The organism is Bradyrhizobium sp. UFLA05-108 (genome assembly GCF_059803455.1).
In genome coordinates this window covers 113,762-131,673 of record NZ_JBANAZ010000014.1, presented here as the reverse complement: position 1 = coordinate 131,673, position 17,912 = coordinate 113,762, and the positions used below count along the sequence as shown (strand labels likewise).

Sequence of the window (17,912 nt, the reverse complement as noted above, 5' to 3'; positions counted from 1 at the left end):
CACGCTTGTCGACGAAAATGATGCGATCGGATTCCTCGACTGTCGAGCGGGTCCAGAAAATAGCGATGCGCGTGCTGCATCGTCGTCGCTTCGTAATTCGTTTCTTTCCGGCCGTTCGTCGAATTGAAAACAAACTCACTCGGCAGGAGCGCGGGGGTTACAGGTCCCTTTCGGCGAGTTTGCGAAACTCGTCGGGCACGGAACGAGAAATACCCAACGCTGCCGAGCCGTATCCGATTGCATCCCAACCGAAGCGATCGCGGATCTTGTCGACGGCGCAGTCAGCCGCCCAACGTGCCATGCCGATCCTGGCGCCGGGGCGGCGCGCTTCATCTTCAAGTCCAAGCGGGAGCTCCAGCTCGAGGTCCCAGTTCTCCTCAAGATGCGACACGGAGATCGCCAGCAACGAGATGGTGTTCTCGTGCGGGTGGTCTGCAAGGATCGCGCGCACCAGCTCCTCGGCGAGCTCAGCGAGGATCATCGTCGCGGAGATCGGCGCGTCGAGGGTCAAGGAGCGCGTGACCGAGTTCAGGTTGGCGAAGCGAACGCGGACCGTCACGGTTCGGCCAGGCCTGGACTTTGCGCGAAGCCGCGTTGCGATGCGATCTGCGAGGTGAAGCAGGATAGGTCGAATAACTCGCGCTTCTGCCGGCTTTCTGCCAATCGCCGATTGCGCTCCTGCCGATTGGGCCCTTCGGTGAGGCCTGAGCTGCCGCGGATCGCGATTCCACGCCAGCGCTGCGAGTTTCTCGCCCGCCGCAGAACCGAGCAACCGCTCGAGCGACCATCCCGGTGTCTTTGCCAGCTGCCCGATCGTCAGCACACCGATCCTGGCCAGCCGCGCCTTCGTGACCGGTCCAACGCCCCACATCAGTTCGACGGGCAGGTTGTGAAGGAATTCCAGCTCCGTTTCAGGATCGACGATCGCGAGTCCGTCGGGCTTGGCAACCTGCGAGGCAATTTTCGCCAGATGCTTGGTGCGCGCAACCCCTACTGAGATCGGAAGACCAAGCTCGGTGCGCACGCGCTCGCGGATTGCAGTAGCGATTTCGGCTGGCGAACCGAAGAGATGGGTGCAGCCCGCTACGTCGGCAAAGGCCTCGTCAATGGAGATCCGCTCGACGAGGGGCGTGAAATCGCCGATCACCTTGATCGCAGCATCACCCAGTCGTTGGTAATCCTTGAAATGTCCACTGACAAAAGTGAGGTGCGGACAGAGCTCACGCGCTTGCCGTCCAGGCATGCCGCCGCAGACCCCAAAAGCCCTGGCTTCATAGGAAGCTGCAAGTACAACCCCACCGCCGACCGCGATGGGCTTGCCGCGCAACGAAGGCACAAGCAACTGCTCAACCGAGGCGTAGAACGCGTCCAGATCAGCGTGGAGGATGGTTGCTGTCCTTGCCATCCGACCGTTCGCCTGAAGAAATTCCCTGAGAACATAATGAGAACACGCATGGCAGGTGTCAAGCCGGGATCTGCATCGACTTGCACCGTTGCCGCGGAGTCACGACGCACCTCATCTGCCGTTTTCTGCGTTGAGTGGTGGCCGATCAGTTTGTCATCCGCGTCTGGCGTTCACAGCACCCAAGACATCACCGGGCGAACAGGAGAAACGGATGCGCCATGCCGCGAGGCGCTCGGCCGAAAGGTGCTCCATCCTCGCGGCAAGGAGATCCTTTCCCACCTTCCCCGCCGCGGTATCTCCATGGTCCTGCGTGCGGTTGAGGAAGGAAAGTCGAAGCAGTTCGCCTTCACCATGCAGCACAAGGTGCAGCGCATGCGTGCGAAACTCGAATTGCCGGCGGACTTCACCTTCGACGCCTGCCGGCACGGCCGCATGACCGAGCTGGAGGAGGCCGAACTGACCGACGGACAAGGGCGCGCGCTGTCGGCACATCGCACGCAGCAGTATATCGACTATGCCAAGCGCACCGAAAAGCGAATGCTGGCCGCCACCCGCAAGCGGCACGCGCACAGGCTGGCGAACGAAACAGCGACATATGTTCAGAATGAGCAGCGGAATCGCGTTCAGAATGAAGGGCCAGAACGACGTACGATTGCCGAGTAACATCAACTGGCTGGGGCGGGAGGGTACTCAGCCAGATCGTCGGCGTTCGCAGCCGCCTGAAATCACTGAAGAAAACGGAGCGACACGAGACGTGTGTAGCAATTATGTGCCTCACCTCGCAAGGCCTCGGGACGTTCGTCCGGTGACCCGTTTCGGGTAGCACCCTAGGTCGGCGACGGGCGGCGTGGCAGCGACACGCGGAAGGGGGAAGTCGGCAGCCGTGTACTATTAGCGGGGACAGCGGCGATCACCGTCTCCACGGCCCCGATGCCTGGTCCTCGGCATGCGCATCGGCCTTGGCCTCCCCGTTCGCCGGCGGCGCATCCGGAGAGGTGATCGGCGGCCCCTCGGCGTCCACATCGATGGACGAACCACTCGCTTCGTCGTTCCGCAGGGCATTCAAGCCGTCCTCCACCCGGCTCCCGAAGATGCCGCGCAAACGATCCAGGGTCTCCAATGTGACGCGACCGCTCCATCCACCGGAGCGTCCATTCCACCGGAGACCCGCGCTCTCCAGCACGTCGCGATTGAAGGCCGAGGTGTTGCGCGACAAGCGCACGAACACCTGGATGAGACCCTGCCGAGGATCGTCGGCAATCTCGGTGCTGGTGGCGTCCGGATCGGAGCCCGGACGACCCACGTCCGCGCTTTTCGCGAACTGCTCGAGACCAGAAAGGATGCTGGCAGCGGGCAGCCGTGCCAGATTGAGACGCTTCACGGCGTCCAGCACAAGCTGCTGAACATCAGCCTCGCGGCGCTGCTGCAAGGCTGCGATCTCGGCGTCAATCCGGGTTCGCTCAGCGCACAGACGCGCGAGTGCGACTTCGGACGTTTCAAGCTCTTTGATGATTCGGGGACGACGTTTCATGGAACCTCCTGTTGTCAGTAGAGGTAGCCCATCACGCGTCCCGGCAAGCGCAAAGGAGAAGTTCTGAGCGCGCCCGGCTCGGGAGTGCACCACGGGCGGGGGATCGCGTGATGGCTCGCGAGCAAAGAGTTGGGTCTCTTGCGGGCACCAGAGCACAGTCAAGGACATCTAGGCCCCGGTTCAGGAGGCCCGTCCGCTCTATTCCACACAGCTGCCTACCTGACCCGACATCAGGCTGATTTTCTACCGGCCCGCCTATATGGCTGCAGCCACGCTTTCCCAGCGTTTGGATTTCAGTGAAGCAGCGTCTAGCTGGCCCGCCAGTGTTTCGCTGTCGAAACCAAACACCGGCTCGCTGCCTCTGGAATGGGCTGCCGATACATCTAGTGAACCGACTAGATGTATTTCCCTCGCAACGGGAAAAGATTTCATTTCCGAATTTCAGGGTGAGGCTCGAAGCTATCTCCAGCAAAGGAAATAGCGGCGATGTCTTACCAATTTAATCACGTCGAGACCTTCGGTCGCAAGGGCGCTCACAAGAAGAAGTCGTCCTCGCGCAAGCGCTCGATGTCCGAAATCAGAGACGAAATGGTCCGGGCGCCCCACGCGTGCCCTCACGTCGATACTCCGAGCGAGCCTGAAGTGCTATTTGGTATGAATCCTAGACAGGCGTTTGCCTTGGCGACTGAGCGCGCTGACACGGCCGTCGACAAGATTGGACGCAAGCTCCGGAACGACGCCCCCGTCGTCATGGTGGGTGTTGCCAGCTGGCCCGTGCTCATTGCAGATATCAAGGCCGATCCGGCAAAACAGGCTGAATATACTCTTTGGCGTTCCGCGACGATCGAATGGCTGCGAGAGCAGTGGGGCGACGAGTTGGCGTGCGTAGTTCAGCATTTGGATGAGCCAAGGCCCCACCTCCACTACGTAATCGTCCCGAAGCTGGATAGCTCTCTCCGCCTGCGGATCGAGAGCGTGCACCCCGGAGTTCGAGCGGCAGCCGAATGCAAGAACGCCGGCGGCTCCCCGCGCCAGCAGAAGGATGCCTACGTCGATGCAATGATCGATCTACAGGATACCTACTACGAAAGGGTCGCCGTTCGTTGCGGTTTGACTCGTCTCGGACCGCGCCGGCAGCGTCTCACGCGGGAAGAGTGGATCCAGCGGCAGCGTCAGGCCACGGCGCTTGCCAAGGCGCACGAGAAACTAGAGGGTTATAGGACCGAGGCAAAAGCGCGGGCTATCGAGTTCGTTCATCACCGGGTCGCAGCAGCCAACGCTGAGGCCGAGAAAAAGGTCGAAGCGGTGGAGCAGCTGTCGCTTCAGCGCATTGAGATGCTAAGGCAGAAGGTACAAAAGCACATCACGGCTCTCCGCCAAAAGACGACGGATCTTGAGGAGCAGCTCTCGGCCAGAGAGGCGATCATAGCGGCTCAAGCGCAACAGCTCGAGTCGCTGACGGCCGTGCTGGAGGAGAACGGCATCAATCAGAACATGGTGCTGTAAAGGTTGCATGAGAGCGGACGCCAACACACGCAATGTTCGCATTCATTGCCCATTTCAGAGAGCCTTGCTTACTTTTGTCACACAAGATTTTGCTTGGTCTCCCGGTGCACACGCCGCGTACACGCCCCCTCTGACCACCAGAAACGCCCACGCTGGCTCTCGATGGACTTTTCTTGATCTCGAGGTGCACACGCCACCCGTAAAACCTGCGACAGAAAGATCGGCCGTATCCCGCACAGCGCTCAATTGACATCATACTCAATTCGCGAACGGAGTATAACTCGCGCAGCGAAACCAATTGCCGAGGCCGATCTGCTCATTTCCCGATCGTCAATGCCAAGGACATTCTACCGCGCTCGGGACTTTGCAGAATGTCTTTTCAATCCGACGATGCTCGACGCCATTTAGCGCGCCTAAAGAACCATCTCGAATCTGACTCGATCGCGCGCACTTGCCTGACGACAAAATGGCTGTCGCGCTGATTGCCCGACTGCCGGGGCATTTGTTGCTCGTCTCAAGCGAAATTTGGAATGGCCAGGTCCGTTGGTTTCGCTTCTCCTAAGCGGAAACGCCGATCGTACCGAAGCATCGCCGCGGAAACCGTGACGCGATCCACGACACCAATCATCAGGGGCCATCCATGACCGCTCGCTTCCTCCCGTTCTCGCTCTCCCGGCGTCGGCTGCTGGTCGCCACCTCCATTGTGGCGGCGGCGGCTTTGAACGTTATGTTGGGCCTTTCGCCGGCCCAAAGCGCCGATGGACGGCAGAATGGTGGAAACATCACCTTCCTCATCGACTCGCTCGGCAGCACCTGGATCCCGAACAACAGCTCGATCTCGAGCTTTCAGGGCCATATCTGGGGCCACGTCACCGATAAGCTCGTTTACGTCGACGCCGAGGGCAAGATCAGCCCCTGGATCGCCGAGCGCTGGGAGCAGAACGACGACGCGACCCAGTTCACTCTTCACCTCAAGAAGGGTGTGACCTTCTCCGACGGCACCCTGCTAGACGCTGCCGCGGTCGTCGCAAATCTCGACATCTGGTACGCTGGCCGCAAGAGCGACGGCATCAACCCGGTCGGCCTGTTTCCGAAGACCTACGACCATTCCGAGGCCGTCGATGCGACCACGGTGAAAGTGGTTTTCAAGGCACCGACGCTCGGCTTCATCCCGACGCTGGGCTATCACGGCTCGATCCTGATCTCGCCGAAGAGCATCGCGCAGCCGGCCGCGCAGCAGGCCGATCTCTCCAAGACCTCGGGCAGTGGCCCGTTTGTGGTCGAGTCCTGGAAGGAAGGCGACTTCGTCAGACTGGTCAAGCGCAAGGACTACAATTGGGGTCCCGCGGCGGTCGGCCATACCGGGCCGGCCTTCCTCGACTCGATCACCTACAAGCTGGTGACCGAGCCATCGCTTCGCGTGGCCGCCGTCCAGTCCGGCCAGGCTGACGTGGCTTACAGCCCCTCGCCGCAGGAGCTGAAGTCGCTCAAGGAAGCCGGCTTCACGGTCGCAACGCCGCGCTATCTCGGCTTCGTCAATGGCCTCGCGATCAACACCAAGCTCGAGCCGTATAACGATTTGAAGGTGCGCCAGGCACTCCAGGCCGCCATCAATCGCAAGGAAATCATCGACACCGTCTACACGCCGGACTGGAAGCTCGCGACGTCCTTCATCCAGAGCAACGTGCCCGGCGCGACCGACCACAGCGACCTCCTGGCCTATAATCCCAGCAAGTCCGAGAAGCTTCTGGACGAAGCCGGCTGGATCAAGGATTCCAAAGGCATCCGCAGCAAGGACGGCAAGCAGCTTACGCTGACGCTCTATTCCAATCCGTATCTTGCGACCGCAAAGGCGATCGACGAGTTGATTGCCCAGCAGCTCGGCAAGATCGGCTGGAAGGTCTTCATCCGCGCCTACGACGTCGTGACGTTTGGTGAGAAAGTCCGGTTCGGTGGCCCCGGCGTTGCGGCCTATGAGGTGACGCGCAGTTTCATCGACGCCGGCACGGTGGCGAGCATCCTCACGAACGCCAATAACGGCGAGGACTGGTTCGCCCTCGGTGATAGCGACAAGACGATCAACGATCTCCGCGACAAGATCGCCAGCGCCAGCTCCACGCAGATTCGCGACCCGCTGCTCGACCAGCTGCAGACCTACGTTCTCGAACAGGGCTACTTCATCCCGCGCACGCAGATTGTCCAGCGCATCTACGTGCAATCGCCGAAACTCAAAAGCGAAGTCTACAATGGTGTCGCCTATGCCAGCTACTACACGGCCACGATCAGCGAGTAGGCGGCCGTGCAACTGCGCGACGTGACCAGGTGTCCGGCATGAGCAATGCGTATCTGCGCTATGCGGCAAAGCGTCTTATCCAGGCGCTCATCGTGGTCCTGTTGGCCTATGTCTTCACGTTTGTCGTCGTCAGCATACTGCCCGGTGATCCCATCACCAACGTGCTGCGCGATCCCCAGAACGGCTTCACCGAGGACGAGATCAGGGAGATCATCGCGGCCCAGGGGCTGGACCAGCCGATTCCGGTCCAACTCTGGACGTCGTTGTCGCACTTCCTAACCGGCGATCTCGGCCTGTCGATGCGATCCAGCCGGCCCGTGATAACCCTGATCGCCGAGGTTCTCCCGTCCACGCTGGTATTGGCGTCATCGGCCTTTGCCGTCGCGCTGCTGCTGGCATCGACCATCGCCTACGGCACGCAGGTTCTTCCGAGGCGTTTCGGACAAGGCGTGCTGCGCGGCTTCCCGTCGCTATTCTTATCGGTGCCCAATTTCGTGATCGGCCTCGTGCTGATCCACGTCTTCGGCTTCCAGCTCGGCCTGTTCCGCGTGATCGCGCCCAACAGCTTCTGGGCCACCTTTTTCGCCGCGATCGCGCTCGGCATTCCGATCTCCGCGCAGATCGCAGAGGTGCTGATCGCCAATCTCGATCACGAGTCCGCACAGGACTACGCGGCCGTTGTGCGCGGCCGAGGCCTAGGACAGTTTCGGCTGTTCACCAAACACCTGCTCAAGCCGTCATCGCTGCCCGTCGTCACCATCATCGCGCTCACGATCGGTGAATTGCTCGGCGGCTCGTTGATCACCGAAACGGTGTTCGGACGCACCGGCATCGGCAGCCTGGTGCAGCGGTCGGTGAGCACGCAGGACCTACCCGTCCTGCAGGCGGTCGTCTCTCTGGCGGCAGTTGTGTTCGTGCTCGTCAACCTGATCGCTGACCTCGTCTATCCCCTGCTCGACCCCCGCGTAAAACTCCTCGGCAGTCCCACGCACAGGCCGACGATGGCCGATGACAGCCCGACCGGGACGTCGCAGGCGGTGACGCCATGAGCCTTCTCTCGGACGCGCGCGTCACGGCGAGCCGCCCGCTGGCATCCTTCCGGGTACCACCAACCGTCGTGCTGTCCTTTGCCGTGATCGCGCTTGTGATCGCCTGGTCGGTTGCGCCCGGCCTGTTCACGAGCCAGAGCCCGATCAACGGCATCCCTACCGACAAGCTGCTCGCCCCCGGCGCCGCGCACTGGTTCGGCACCGACCATCTCGGCCGCGATGTCTACACCCGCGTGGTCTATGGCACAGCGACTTCCGTCTCGAGCGGATTGATCGCTGTCGCGATCGCAGCCTTCATCGGCGGCCTGATCGGCTTGCTCGCAGGTTTCTTCGGCGGCTGGGTGGATGTCGTGTTCGCCCGCCTCGTCGACGTGCTGCTGGCGATCCCGAACTTCTTGTTGGCCGTTATCGTCGTCACCGCGATCGGCTTTGATACCACCAACGCTGCGATTGCCACCGGCGTCTCGGCGGTGGCCGTGTTCGCGCGGGTGATGCGTTCGGAGGTCATCAAGATCCGGCAGGCGACGTTCGTCGAATCTTCGTTCCTACTCGGCGGCTCGCGCTGGCACATCCTGCTGCGGCACGTGCTGCCGAACGCGTCGCGCTCGCTGTTGCCGCTGGCGGTGCTGCAATTCGGCCTGTCGATCCTGGTGATCGCGAGCCTTGCCTTCCTCGGCTATGGCGACCCGCCGCCCGCTTCGGATTGGGGCCTGCTGATCTCGATCGGCAAGGACTACCTGAAATGGCCGTGGCTGGTCTACGCGCCGGCGTTCGTCACGATCGCGACCGTCCTCTCTGTCAACAGGATCAGCCGATGGCTCCGCAAGACGGACTGATATCCACTCTCGTCCGCCCCACGATCGTCGCGCCGAAGCCGCTGCGGTCGATTCCCCTCCTCAAGGTCGACAGCCTTTCCGTCGCCTACGGGGCGCAACAGGTCGTGACTGACGTGGGCTTCGAACTGGGCCGCAGCAAAAGCCTTGCCCTCATCGGAGAGTCCGGCTCCGGCAAGTCGACGATCGCGCGCGCGGTGCTGCGGCTGCTCCCCAGCCGCGGTCACGCGACAGGTCGCGTTGTGTTCGATGGCCAGGAGATCCTGAGGATGCCTGAGCGCGGCTTCCGGCCGCTGCGCGGGCGGGCCATCGGGTTCATTCCGCAGGATCCCGGCAACTCGCTCAATCCGGTGCGAACGATCGGCGCCCAGGCGCATGAGGCCGCCGCGCTGCTCGACGAGCCCGACAGGGCCGTGCGCAAGCAGCTCATCCTGGACATATTCGCGCAGGTCGGGCTCGACAATCCCCTGAGGGTCTACGACTCCTATCCGCATCAGCTGTCCGGCGGAATGCTCCAGCGCGTGCTGATTGGCCTTGCGATCCTGCCCCGGCCGTCGCTGCTGGTCGCGGACGAGCCGACCTCCGCGCTCGACGTCACGATCCAGAAGCGGATCCTCGATCTCCTCTCGCGCCTCCAGGACGAGTTGAATATCGGCCTGCTGCTCATCACCCACGATCTGGCGATCGCCGCGGAGCGAGCCGACACGTTGGTGGTGCTCAAGGACGGTGGCGTCCAGGAGACCGGCAAGACCTCTGCTGTCTTCGCCTCACCGGCGTCGGCCTATGCGAGGAAGCTGCATGCCGACGTCCCGGCCCTCAACCCTGACCGCTACGCGGACCTGCGCGACCCCGGCTTCCGTCGCGCTAGGACTAAGCCGCCGAAGATCGAGGTCAGCGCCGTCACCAAGACCTTCGCAGTGGACGGCAGGACGCTGACAGCCGTCGACAACGTGTCGTTCAATGTCCCGGCTGGCACTACGCACGCGCTTGTCGGCGAATCCGGTTCGGGCAAGACGACGACGATCAGGCTGCTGCTTGGGCTGGACCAGCCTGATGCCGGGACCATCTCCGTCGCCGGCGAGGCGCTCACCGGTCGGTCGCCAGCCGAGCTGCGCGCGACCTGGCGTCACCTGCAGCTCATCTATCAAAATCCTTTCACCTCGCTCGACCCGACCTGGAAAGTCGAGCAACTAATCCGCGAGCCGCTCGACCGGTTCAAGATCGGCACAAGCCGGGAGCGCGACGAGCGCGTGCATAAGGCTCTCGCCGACGTAGGGCTTGGTCAGCACCTGCTCGCGCGCAAACCCGGAGCTCTCTCGGGCGGTCAGCGCCAGCGCGTGGCCATTGCCCGCGCGCTGGTGCTCAAACCTGACGTGATCGTGCTGGACGAGCCCACTTCCGCGCTCGATGTCAGCGTCCAGGCGGATATCGTCGAGGTGTTGCTGTCGCTGCAGGCCGAGCTCGGCCTGACCTATGTGTTCGTCTCTCACGACCTCGCGCTGGTGCGTCAACTCGCTCACACTGTCTCGGTGATGCACCGTGGACGCATCGTCGAACACGGGACCGTCACCGACATTTTCGACAATCCCCGGCAGCCCTATACAAAGTCGCTGCTGGCCTCGATCCCGGCGGGTGTCACTGACGGCGCATATGCGCCGCCACGTCAGCTGATCGTCGCGGCCGAATGAGCGGCGCCAACGGCGCTCAGTCTGCGTCATCAAGCGCGAGAACGGCGAAGCTCGCGAGCCAGTGCTCGCCCATGTAGTGCGTGGCGAGATGGGGAAGTCCAGTCGCCAAATGCTCTTGTGCCGCCGCGTGAGCAACAGCACGCCGCTCATCACCTGCTGGTAGCGCATCACCGAGCGCGCGCCAGCACCAGGCCCGGCTGAGATTGAGGCCGTCGAGATGGGCGATCTTGCCATCGGTACGATCGCTGACAGACGCGGGCCGGAACAGCGTCGCCGGCTGCCGCTCTGACAATCGCGGCAGGAAGCGGTCGAGCCAGGGTACGAACGCCTCTGGCGGCAGCAGGCGCCGCATGCACTCGGCCTCGATCAGGGCCGAGGACTGGAAATCGTCGCCGCTCGGCTCGCCCCAGGCCGGGCAATCGCGATCCTCGCCATACCAGCGCAGGCCCGTCTCGCGCAGCAGCTTGGCCAGTCCCTCGTCCTTGCAGACATCAGCGTAGTCGGCCGCCATTCGCAGGCCGAACGCCGTGTTGAAATGCGTGCCGACGCGCACGGGATAGGTCGCGCGCGGGAGGAAATCGCGAAACCGCTGTGCGATGACCTCAGCGAGCGGCACGAGATTACGGCCCCAACGGTCGTCGGATTGCAGGGTCAGCTCGGTCGCCAGCTTCAACAACCAGGCCCAGCCATAGGGCCGCTTGAAGCCGCGCGCGGTCCGGCGAGCAAAATAGGCGCACTCGACAGCAACCTTCTCAGGGATGAACTGCCCGTCGAACAGCGCGCGAATGTCCGATGCTGCCGCAAAATCCGGAAATCGACGCAGCAGTCGCGCCAGCATCCAGTAGCTGTGGACACAGGAGTGCCAATCGTAGCTGCCGTAGAAGATGGGGTGCAGCTGGCTGGGCGTGCGGGCATCCGAAGGTTCCGCCAGAGCGTGATCCACGTTGTTTGGATATTCACGCTGGACATGGCCGAGCGCGATGCCGGCGAAATTCGCGGCGTGCTCGCGGGTGAGACGAGGTGTTGTCATGCGCTGGCCTTTCGTTTGTTGCGACTGATCAGCGTCTCGATCAAGCGCGGCAGGATGTAGATCGGGAATTGCGTCGCGGCGAAGTATAGGGCCATACGCGGCGAGGCGGCAGCGCCGAGCGCCGACCAGACCAGCCCGACATTGCGATTGCCGAGGATGAGGCCGACCGTCAGCCGCTCGGGCAGAGTTCCCGGCAGCAACACGGCGCCCGCGACCTGAAGCGCGAGATTGCAGGCGAAGGCGAGTGCAAGGCAGAGCGCCGCGACCGGCACGTCCGCTGCGATCTGCGCGGGGATGCCGGCCATGGTTGCCACGGCGAAGAGGACGAGCGCCGTGACGATGATCCCGTCGACGACGTCGCCACGGGCCGCCAGAACCGACGCGGCATGCCGACGCAGCAGGAAGGCAACGCCCTCGGCGCCGCCGATCAGTAACGCCAGCCGCAGCGCCAGCTCGGGCGCGCTGATCTGAAGCCCGCCGAACCAGCCGGCAAGCAACGGGACCGTGACCGGAGCGAGCACCATGGATAACACCGTCACGACGAGCGGGACCGCTGCATCGAGCCCGAGCATACGCGCCACCGCGGCCGTGCCGCTCGATGGCGGCGCCGAGACGGCGAGCACGATCGCAAGCGCGAATTCCGGGGGAAGACCGAGGGCATGGCCGGCAATCCCGATCGCCAGCGGACAGGCAACCATCACGACGGCAGGCAGGAGCACGGACAGAGACGGCTGCCGCAGTGTCGCGAAGACGGCATCGGCATCGACGCGCAACAGCGTTCCGAGCACGATCACGAAGATCGTGGCCGGCATCAGCGGACGGAGCAGGTCTGCGAGGGCGGGGCACGCAACCCCGAGCAGGACGCCGAGCGCCAACAATGTCGGTCCGCGCGGGATGAGGCGCAGGAATGAGGATCGCATACGCCTCGTCCAATCGGGTCTTCCACGCCAATAGACCACCCCGACGACATTCTTGAAATCGATTTTTACTATGCCTACCATTGTTCAAATGAATTTGGCCTCCATCGATCTCAATCTCTTGGTCGCCTTCGAGGCGCTGATGGAGGAGCGCAACGTGACCCGCGCGGGCGAACGCGTCGGTCTGGCACAGCCGTCGATGAGCAGCGTCTTGACCCGCCTGCGGGCGCTGTTCGGCGATGATCTGTTCGTACGATCTGCCTCGGGCATGCAGCCGACGGCCAGGGCGCTGGCCTTGGCCCGGCCGATCAGCGAGGCGCTCGGGCAGATCAGGGGCGTGCTGGCACCCGGATCAAGCTTCGATCCCGCAACTGCCCGTCGCCGGCTCTCCATCGCGGTGACCGATTACGGCGACCTTGTCGTCATACCGCCGCTGGTCGCGGCGCTCCGACGGGAGGCGCCCGGCATCGATCTCGTTGTACGCCCCATCATTGACGCCGCCACGAGTGTTGCGAGCCTCGAACACGGCGAGATCGACGCCTTGATCGGTGGTCACCTGCCCGCCTCCGCGCGCATGACGCGATGCGTGCTGTTTGAAGAGAATTTCGTCTGTATCCGCGACGCCAGGCACGCCGGACGGAAAGCCCGGCTCACCAGGGATGACTATACAAACCTCCCGCATGCACTGTTTTCATCGGCGGGCGGCGATGGGCTCCCCGGTGCGATCGATACGATGCTGGCCCGGCACGGGCGCAAGCGCCGGACCGCCGTCACGCTCGCGCATGTCGTCGCGGTTCCGTTTGCGATCGCCGGCACCGATCTGGTGGCAACGATGGCCGAGCGTATTGCCCGCCGCTTCGCCGCAAGCGCCCGCGTGTCCGTCGTTCCGGTTCCTTACGACGTCGGGGCTTTCACCATCGACCTGCTCTATACACGCCGCGCTATGGCCGACCCGGCGCTGCGCTGGTTCATCGAACTGGTCAGTCGCATCTGCAAGAAACTCTGACCAGGCGCGGCGCCCGCATCGCCGCAATCATTCTACAAATGATTACCACGACAGAGGGAACATCATTCTTCTTCAGTGGAGACAAGGAAGGCGGCTGCCGTCCGACAATCATCGCAATTGAGCGATAGAACCAATCTCCATCTTGCGACGTTGATCGACCAATGAAAACGGGGGCGGCACGATGGGTCGGGAGGGGCGGCACACGATTGTCATCGGTGGAGGCGCAAGCGGCGCCCTGATGGCGTTTCAGCTCCTGAAGGCCTCTCCGCCGGATCTTCGCGTCACTCTGATCGAGAAGCGGCCCGAGATCGGCCGCGGCCTTGCCTATCATGCAGGCAATCCCGAACACCTCCTCAACGTGCGCGTCTCGAACATGAGCGCCCTGCCCGATGATCCCGGGCATTTCTGGACCTGGCTGTGTGCGCGGCCTGCCGGGCCGATGTGTCCGGATCCCTATTGCTTCGTGCCGCGGCAGACTTACGGCGACTATCTCGCCGACCTGATCGCGCCGCTAACGTCGCGCGACGCGACGCGAGGCCTCACTGTCCTGCAGAGCGAATGCATCGCCATTGCCGAAACGCCATCCAGCGTCACGGTAGCGCTGGCAGACGGAACGCAACTCACCGGCACCATTGCCATTCTCGCGACCGGCCACGACGCCGCAGCTTCGCGCCTGCCGGGTCAAATCGACCCGTGGATCGCCCCGGTCGGCGCCGGCATCGACAGCAACGCAACCATGCTGATCCTCGGCACCGGTCTCTCGATGGTCGACTACGTGCTGTCGCTGCTGCGCCACGGGCACCAAGGGCGGATCATCGCCCTGTCCCGGCGCGGACTGCTGCCGAGAGCCCATCGCCGCATCGATCCGATGCGTCTCGCCGAGAGCGAGATTCCATTCGGAGCCCGGATCGGCGCGCTGTTGCACTGGTTTCGCCGCCGGATCGAAGCGTATGTTGCCGAGGGTGGCGACTGGCGTAGCGCGATCGACGCCATCAGGCCCCACACCCAGCGGCTCTGGCAGGAGCTGCCGCTGGAGTCGCGACGCCGATTCCTGGAGCATGCCCGCGCCTGGTGGGACGTCCATCGCCATCGCACGGCGCCTGAGGTGGAGACCCGGATTTCGGAGGCACTGGCGACCGGGCGGCTGACCGTTATCCCCGGCAAGATCGCCTCCGTTGCGCCGAGCCAAGGAGGCGTGAGCGTCAGCTATCGCAGGCGCGGCCAGAGCGAGCTCTCGGAGCTTCAAGTCGGCGCGATCGTGGACTGTACGGGGATCGTGAAGGATCCGGGCGCCAGCAACAACCCGGCGGTGCGCAGCCTGTTCGACAACGGCCTTGCGCGCATCGACCCACTGCGCATCGGCATCGAGGTCACGCCGGACTGCGCGATCGTCGATGCACATGGTTCCCCATCGCGCCGTCTCTACGCCATCGGCCCACTCACGCGAGCCGCGTTCTGGGAGATCATCGCCGTTCCCGATATCAGGCAGCAATGCGCAGAGCTTGCTGCCCGGCTCGGGGAGCGATACTCGTCGGGCGTGACGCGAGCTTGACGAATGTTCGCGAGTGTTTCGTAGTCTGCATCGCATGCGCGATCCGCAACTAACAGCGCACTATGGCCAACGACTTGGAGGCAAAACTGCAAAGACCAGCATGGCGAGAGCCAGGATCGCCACAACGTAACCGAGGTCGGTGTTGAACCGAGCAAGCGGATCGTAGGGAGATTCAGTCATGTCCGAAGCGATGCGACTATCCGGTCCACTCTGAGCGCCGGGCGCAAGCAAAGTTCGTTGCGATCGCCTTGTGGCTGCTCTCCGCGTGAAAAACATGTACAGCAAATAGCCGTCGATCAAAAATGTGAGGACCAGGACGACATAGGCCCAGGGGCTTTCCAGCAAATTCAGCTCGATCAACACGCGCGAGAAACCGAATCCGACGACCCACGCATCAAAGCTCATGCACATCCGACGAAACGTCTCCGCATCCAGGTGGCGGATGACATAGGCGCCAAGCGGTACTCCAACCGCAACGCAGGGAACAAGCACCCATAAGATGTCGCCGCTTTCAGCCGTGAACAGGCCAAGCTGGTAATAGACGATGGCGGTCACGCTCGACTCGGCCACGCGAACCAATGCGAGACCGGCCCGGAACTCGGTTTTGACCAGACCCTGGTTGTTGAACAGCATTGCCAGCGGCGGTCCCGAGATGGTGGTGACGGAATACAGGATGCCCAGCGCCGTTCCAAAGGGAAGACCAACCCACCATGTCTGCCGAATTGGCCTCCGAAAACCGGCTGCCTGAACCAGGATGAGGGGCAGAATGAGTGCGTAGGTCCCGAGTTTGATCCAGCCCGGCTGAACCGTAGTGAGAAGCAAGGCTCCTAGTCCGATGCCGGGCACGAGCCCGGCAATGATTGGAAATACCCTCTTCCATACAGCTGCCACGCCGTTCAGATTGATGGACAGAACGTAGAAGTTGGTGGCCACCTCGACCAGGACGACGGCGGGATTCAGGATGCGATTTGCATAGAAAACGAGAGCCACCGGCACGGTGAGCGAGGAAAACCCATAGCCGAGCGCGCCATTTACGAAAGCTGCAAGAAAAGCGATGCCGGCAAGAACGATCACCGCAGTATCAAGAGGAGGCATCGTTGGCTTCTCCAATACCGGCAACGGTCGCCCATGATGCGGCCGACCTTTATCCTACCACTTCCAACGGTCCATTTGTAGTTTCGATCCCGCTTCCTTGAACCATCTCAGTGCGCTTCGTCAGATCGCCATAGGTTCGCCTGTCGCCGAACCAGTCGGCTATGGTGCGCCTGGCGAGCCGTTCGCCCGGCAGATCTTTCGGATCACGGCCTAGTTGAACAGGTCCGGTTCGGCCTCGGTGATCCAGTCCCACAGCGGCTGGAAGCTGAAATAGCCGCCCTTGTGTGTGCCGACCTGCCGTGAGGTCAGGCTGGCAACCTCGTGCGGGATCGGCTTTGGCGTGCCGGCGGCCTCGGCCAGCAACTGGGCGCGCGCGGCATTGTCCATCGCGATGTACCACCAGGCCGCAGCCTCGATGGTCGGCCCCACCGTCAGCAGGCCGTGATTTTGCAGGATCGCCGCCTTCTTCGATCCCAGCGCCTGCGCGATCCTGCGGCCCTCCTCAGCCTCGAGCACGACGCCGGAGAAGGGATCGAACAATACGTGATCCTCGTAGAAGGCGCAGGAGTCCTGCGTCAAAGGATCAAGGAGCCGGCCGAGCGCTGACCAGGCCTTGCCGTAGGTCGAATGGGTATGGGCAGCGGCGATTACCTCGGGATGCGCGGCATGGATCGCCGAGTGAATCACGAAGCCGGCCTGGTTGATCGGCTTGTCGCCGATCAGGATGTTGCCGTCGTGGTCGACGAGCTGCAGATCCGACACCTTGATCTGGCTGAAATGCTTCGACAGCGGGTTGATCCAGAACCGCTCGGGGAACTCCGGATCACGCACGGTGACGTGGCCCGCAAGGCCCTGATCGAAACCATAGCGTGAGAACAAACGGAACGTTGCGGCAAGGCGCTGTTTGCGGTGCAGCCTCTCCTCCTCGAACGTCGCGGCCGGCGTGCGCTCGACCAGGGAATATTTCTTGGGCTTCTCGACGACCTTGTTCATTGTTGCAGTTCCTTTTCAGTATTCGAGGGTCTTGTCGAACACATCGGCCAGCGCCACGCCATGCGCATAGGCGTCGAGATTGACGAGTGTCTTGTCGGCCAGCCGCTTGACGTCTTCGCCGCCGGTCCACGAGACGTGCGGGGTGAGGACGATTTTGGGATGGTCATAAATAGGATCGCCATCGAGCGGCGGCTCCGGATCCGTGACATCGAGCGTGGCGCCAGCGATCCGTCCGTCGTCGAGCGCTTGCAGAAGCGCTTTCTGATCGATGATCTTGCCACGCGCGACGTTGATCAGATGCAGCGATTTCTTGGCTCGCGCCAGCACGTCGGCATTGATCAGGCCCGCGGTCTTCGTTGTTGCCGGCAACGCCAGGACGAGATGATCGGAGACTTCGACCAGCTGCTCGATACTGTCGACAGGCTGGATCCCGGGCAGAACGTAAGGCCACGCTGAGCGCCGCAAAACTCTGATATTGACGTCGAACGGCTTGATCCGCTCGGCGACGGCACGACCGATCGCACCGAAACCTGCGATGCCGATCGTCTTGCCGCTGACCGAGCCCAGCGGCGAGATCTTCCAGTCCGCGCGGTTGCGCGGCCGGATGGCGTGGATGCGCTTTTCGAAGCCGAGAATTGCCGCAACCACGTATTCGGCGATCGGATCGGCGGAGATGCCGCGACCGACCGTCACCACGGGCCCGTCAAGCAGCCACGTCGGAAAGAAGTCGATGCCGGTCGATGCCGTCTGGATCCAGCGCAGTCCAAACGGCCAGCCCGCGGGCTTTTCGCCGGGCGCCTTGTTCCAGCCCGCCAACGGCCGCGTCAGCAGCACATCGGCTTCTGGTGGGACGTCCCATGCCGGGCGATCGGCGGGATGATCGATGATCAGCGGACGTGACCAGTGATTGGTCAGGGCCGCGCGCACCTCCGGGCCGAGCTGGTTGACGATGATGGGCGATCGCACGCTGGCGGATGCACGCTTGTTTTCAATGCGAGGAGTGTTCATGTCACG

Annotated in this window: 15 protein-coding genes; 8 read left to right on the top strand and 7 right to left on the bottom strand. The window is 62.9% G+C overall.

Going from position 1 to position 17,912, the window contains the following annotated elements:
* Nucleotides 1-157: 157 nt before the first annotated feature.
* Nucleotides 158-1,405 (bottom strand): DNA polymerase IV, encoded by a 1,248-nt coding sequence (dinB, locus tag SO140_RS13415; protein ID WP_449380198.1) that lies wholly within the window; start codon nt 1,403-1,405, stop codon nt 158-160.
* A gap of 48 nt (nt 1,406-1,453) precedes the next feature.
* Here dinB and SO140_RS13410 point away from each other — a divergent pair, with 48 nt between their 5' ends.
* A complete protein-coding gene (locus tag SO140_RS13410; RefSeq protein WP_474799695.1) occupies nt 1,454-2,068 on the top strand; it encodes a hypothetical protein in 615 nt (204 codons plus the stop codon).
* A 247-nt stretch (nt 2,069-2,315) separates the two neighbouring features.
* On the opposite strand, the gene SO140_RS13405 is transcribed toward SO140_RS13410, so the two are convergent.
* Nucleotides 2,316-2,936 (bottom strand): hypothetical protein, encoded by a 621-nt coding sequence (locus SO140_RS13405; RefSeq protein ID WP_498542714.1) that lies wholly within the window; start codon nt 2,934-2,936, stop codon nt 2,316-2,318.
* Between the two features lie 486 nt (nt 2,937-3,422).
* Here SO140_RS13405 and SO140_RS13400 point away from each other — a divergent pair, with 486 nt between their 5' ends.
* The 5 genes from SO140_RS13400 to SO140_RS13380 all read left to right on the top strand — a co-directional run bounded on the left by SO140_RS13400 (nt 3,423) and on the right by SO140_RS13380 (nt 10,305).
* On the top strand, nt 3,423-4,442 hold the full coding sequence (locus SO140_RS13400) for a plasmid recombination protein (protein WP_498542713.1): 1,020 nt from the start codon (nt 3,423-3,425) through the stop codon (nt 4,440-4,442).
* A gap of 640 nt (nt 4,443-5,082) precedes the next feature.
* Nucleotides 5,083-6,735: an ABC transporter substrate-binding protein gene (locus tag SO140_RS13395; protein WP_498542712.1), complete on the top strand. Its 1,653-nt coding sequence runs from the start codon at nt 5,083-5,085 to the stop codon at nt 6,733-6,735.
* Nucleotides 6,736-6,773: 38 nt separating this feature from the next.
* Nucleotides 6,774-7,784, top strand: coding sequence for an ABC transporter permease (locus SO140_RS13390; RefSeq protein WP_498542711.1), 1,011 nt, complete (start codon nt 6,774-6,776; stop codon nt 7,782-7,784).
* On the top strand, nt 7,781-8,620 hold the full coding sequence (locus SO140_RS13385) for an ABC transporter permease (protein ID WP_498542710.1): 840 nt from the start codon (nt 7,781-7,783) through the stop codon (nt 8,618-8,620). The genes SO140_RS13390 and SO140_RS13385 overlap by 4 nt, the downstream gene beginning before the upstream one ends.
* A complete protein-coding gene (locus tag SO140_RS13380) occupies nt 8,599-10,305 on the top strand; it encodes a dipeptide ABC transporter ATP-binding protein (RefSeq protein WP_498542709.1) in 1,707 nt (568 codons plus the stop codon). The genes SO140_RS13385 and SO140_RS13380 overlap by 22 nt, the downstream gene beginning before the upstream one ends.
* Nucleotides 10,306-10,321: 16 nt before the next feature.
* On the opposite strand, the gene SO140_RS13375 is transcribed toward SO140_RS13380, so the two are convergent.
* Together SO140_RS13375 and SO140_RS13370 are read right to left on the bottom strand one after the other, a co-directional pair.
* The gene (locus SO140_RS13375; RefSeq protein WP_498542708.1) at nt 10,322-11,335 is read right to left on the bottom strand and encodes a DUF2891 domain-containing protein; all 1,014 of its coding nucleotides are present in this window, start codon (nt 11,333-11,335) and stop codon (nt 10,322-10,324) included.
* On the bottom strand, nt 11,332-12,255 hold the full coding sequence (locus SO140_RS13370; protein WP_498542707.1) for a hypothetical protein: 924 nt from the start codon (nt 12,253-12,255) through the stop codon (nt 11,332-11,334). Before SO140_RS13370 ends, SO140_RS13375 begins: the two co-directional genes overlap by 4 nt.
* A gap of 118 nt (nt 12,256-12,373) precedes the next feature.
* Between SO140_RS13370 and SO140_RS13365 the strand changes: the two genes are divergently transcribed.
* A complete protein-coding gene (locus SO140_RS13365) occupies nt 12,374-13,258 on the top strand; it encodes a LysR family transcriptional regulator (RefSeq protein ID WP_498542706.1) in 885 nt (294 codons plus the stop codon).
* Between the two features lie 181 nt (nt 13,259-13,439).
* Nucleotides 13,440-14,810, top strand: a complete 1,371-nt coding sequence (locus SO140_RS13360) for an FAD/NAD(P)-binding protein (RefSeq protein ID WP_498542705.1) — start codon at nt 13,440-13,442, stop codon at nt 14,808-14,810.
* A 60-nt stretch (nt 14,811-14,870) separates the two neighbouring features.
* Here SO140_RS13360 and SO140_RS13355 read toward each other — a convergent pair whose 3' ends face one another.
* The 3 genes from SO140_RS13355 to SO140_RS13345 all read right to left on the bottom strand — a co-directional run bounded on the left by SO140_RS13355 (nt 14,871) and on the right by SO140_RS13345 (nt 17,906).
* Nucleotides 14,871-15,905 (bottom strand): sulfite exporter TauE/SafE family protein, encoded by a 1,035-nt coding sequence (locus SO140_RS13355; RefSeq protein ID WP_498542704.1) that lies wholly within the window; start codon nt 15,903-15,905, stop codon nt 14,871-14,873.
* A gap of 210 nt (nt 15,906-16,115) precedes the next feature.
* Nucleotides 16,116-16,898, bottom strand: a complete 783-nt coding sequence (locus SO140_RS13350) for a class II aldolase/adducin family protein (RefSeq protein WP_498542703.1) — start codon at nt 16,896-16,898, stop codon at nt 16,116-16,118.
* A gap of 15 nt (nt 16,899-16,913) precedes the next feature.
* Nucleotides 16,914-17,906 (bottom strand): NAD(P)-dependent oxidoreductase, encoded by a 993-nt coding sequence (locus tag SO140_RS13345; RefSeq protein WP_498542702.1) that lies wholly within the window; start codon nt 17,904-17,906, stop codon nt 16,914-16,916.
* Between the last annotated feature and the right edge of the window lie 6 nt (nt 17,907-17,912).

What these genes read in the sequence shown, in the direction of transcription:
- SO140_RS13395 (WP_498542712.1), top strand. Translation starts at nt 5,083, where the DNA reads ATGACCGCTCGCTTCCTCCCGTTCTCGCTCTCCCGGCGTCGGCTGCTG.
- SO140_RS13410 (WP_474799695.1), top strand. Translation starts at nt 1,454, where the DNA reads ATGGCAGGTGTCAAGCCGGGATCTGCATCGACTTGCACCGTTGCCGCG.
- SO140_RS13355 (WP_498542704.1), bottom strand. Translation starts at nt 15,905, where the DNA reads ATGCCTCCTCTTGATACTGCGGTGATCGTTCTTGCCGGCATCGCTTTT.
- SO140_RS13405 (WP_498542714.1), bottom strand. Translation starts at nt 2,936, where the DNA reads ATGAAACGTCGTCCCCGAATCATCAAAGAGCTTGAAACGTCCGAAGTC.
- SO140_RS13390 (WP_498542711.1), top strand. Translation starts at nt 6,774, where the DNA reads ATGAGCAATGCGTATCTGCGCTATGCGGCAAAGCGTCTTATCCAGGCG.
- SO140_RS13360 (WP_498542705.1), top strand. Translation starts at nt 13,440, where the DNA reads ATGGGTCGGGAGGGGCGGCACACGATTGTCATCGGTGGAGGCGCAAGC.
- SO140_RS13370 (WP_498542707.1), bottom strand. Translation starts at nt 12,255, where the DNA reads ATGCGATCCTCATTCCTGCGCCTCATCCCGCGCGGACCGACATTGTTG.
- SO140_RS13400 (WP_498542713.1), top strand. Translation starts at nt 3,423, where the DNA reads ATGTCTTACCAATTTAATCACGTCGAGACCTTCGGTCGCAAGGGCGCT.
- dinB (WP_449380198.1), bottom strand. Translation starts at nt 1,405, where the DNA reads ATGGCAAGGACAGCAACCATCCTCCACGCTGATCTGGACGCGTTCTAC.
- SO140_RS13345 (WP_498542702.1), bottom strand. Translation starts at nt 17,906, where the DNA reads ATGAACACTCCTCGCATTGAAAACAAGCGTGCATCCGCCAGCGTGCGA.
- SO140_RS13375 (WP_498542708.1), bottom strand. Translation starts at nt 11,335, where the DNA reads ATGACAACACCTCGTCTCACCCGCGAGCACGCCGCGAATTTCGCCGGC.
- SO140_RS13380 (WP_498542709.1), top strand. Translation starts at nt 8,599, where the DNA reads ATGGCTCCGCAAGACGGACTGATATCCACTCTCGTCCGCCCCACGATC.
- SO140_RS13385 (WP_498542710.1), top strand. Translation starts at nt 7,781, where the DNA reads ATGAGCCTTCTCTCGGACGCGCGCGTCACGGCGAGCCGCCCGCTGGCA.
- SO140_RS13350 (WP_498542703.1), bottom strand. Translation starts at nt 16,898, where the DNA reads ATGAACAAGGTCGTCGAGAAGCCCAAGAAATATTCCCTGGTCGAGCGC.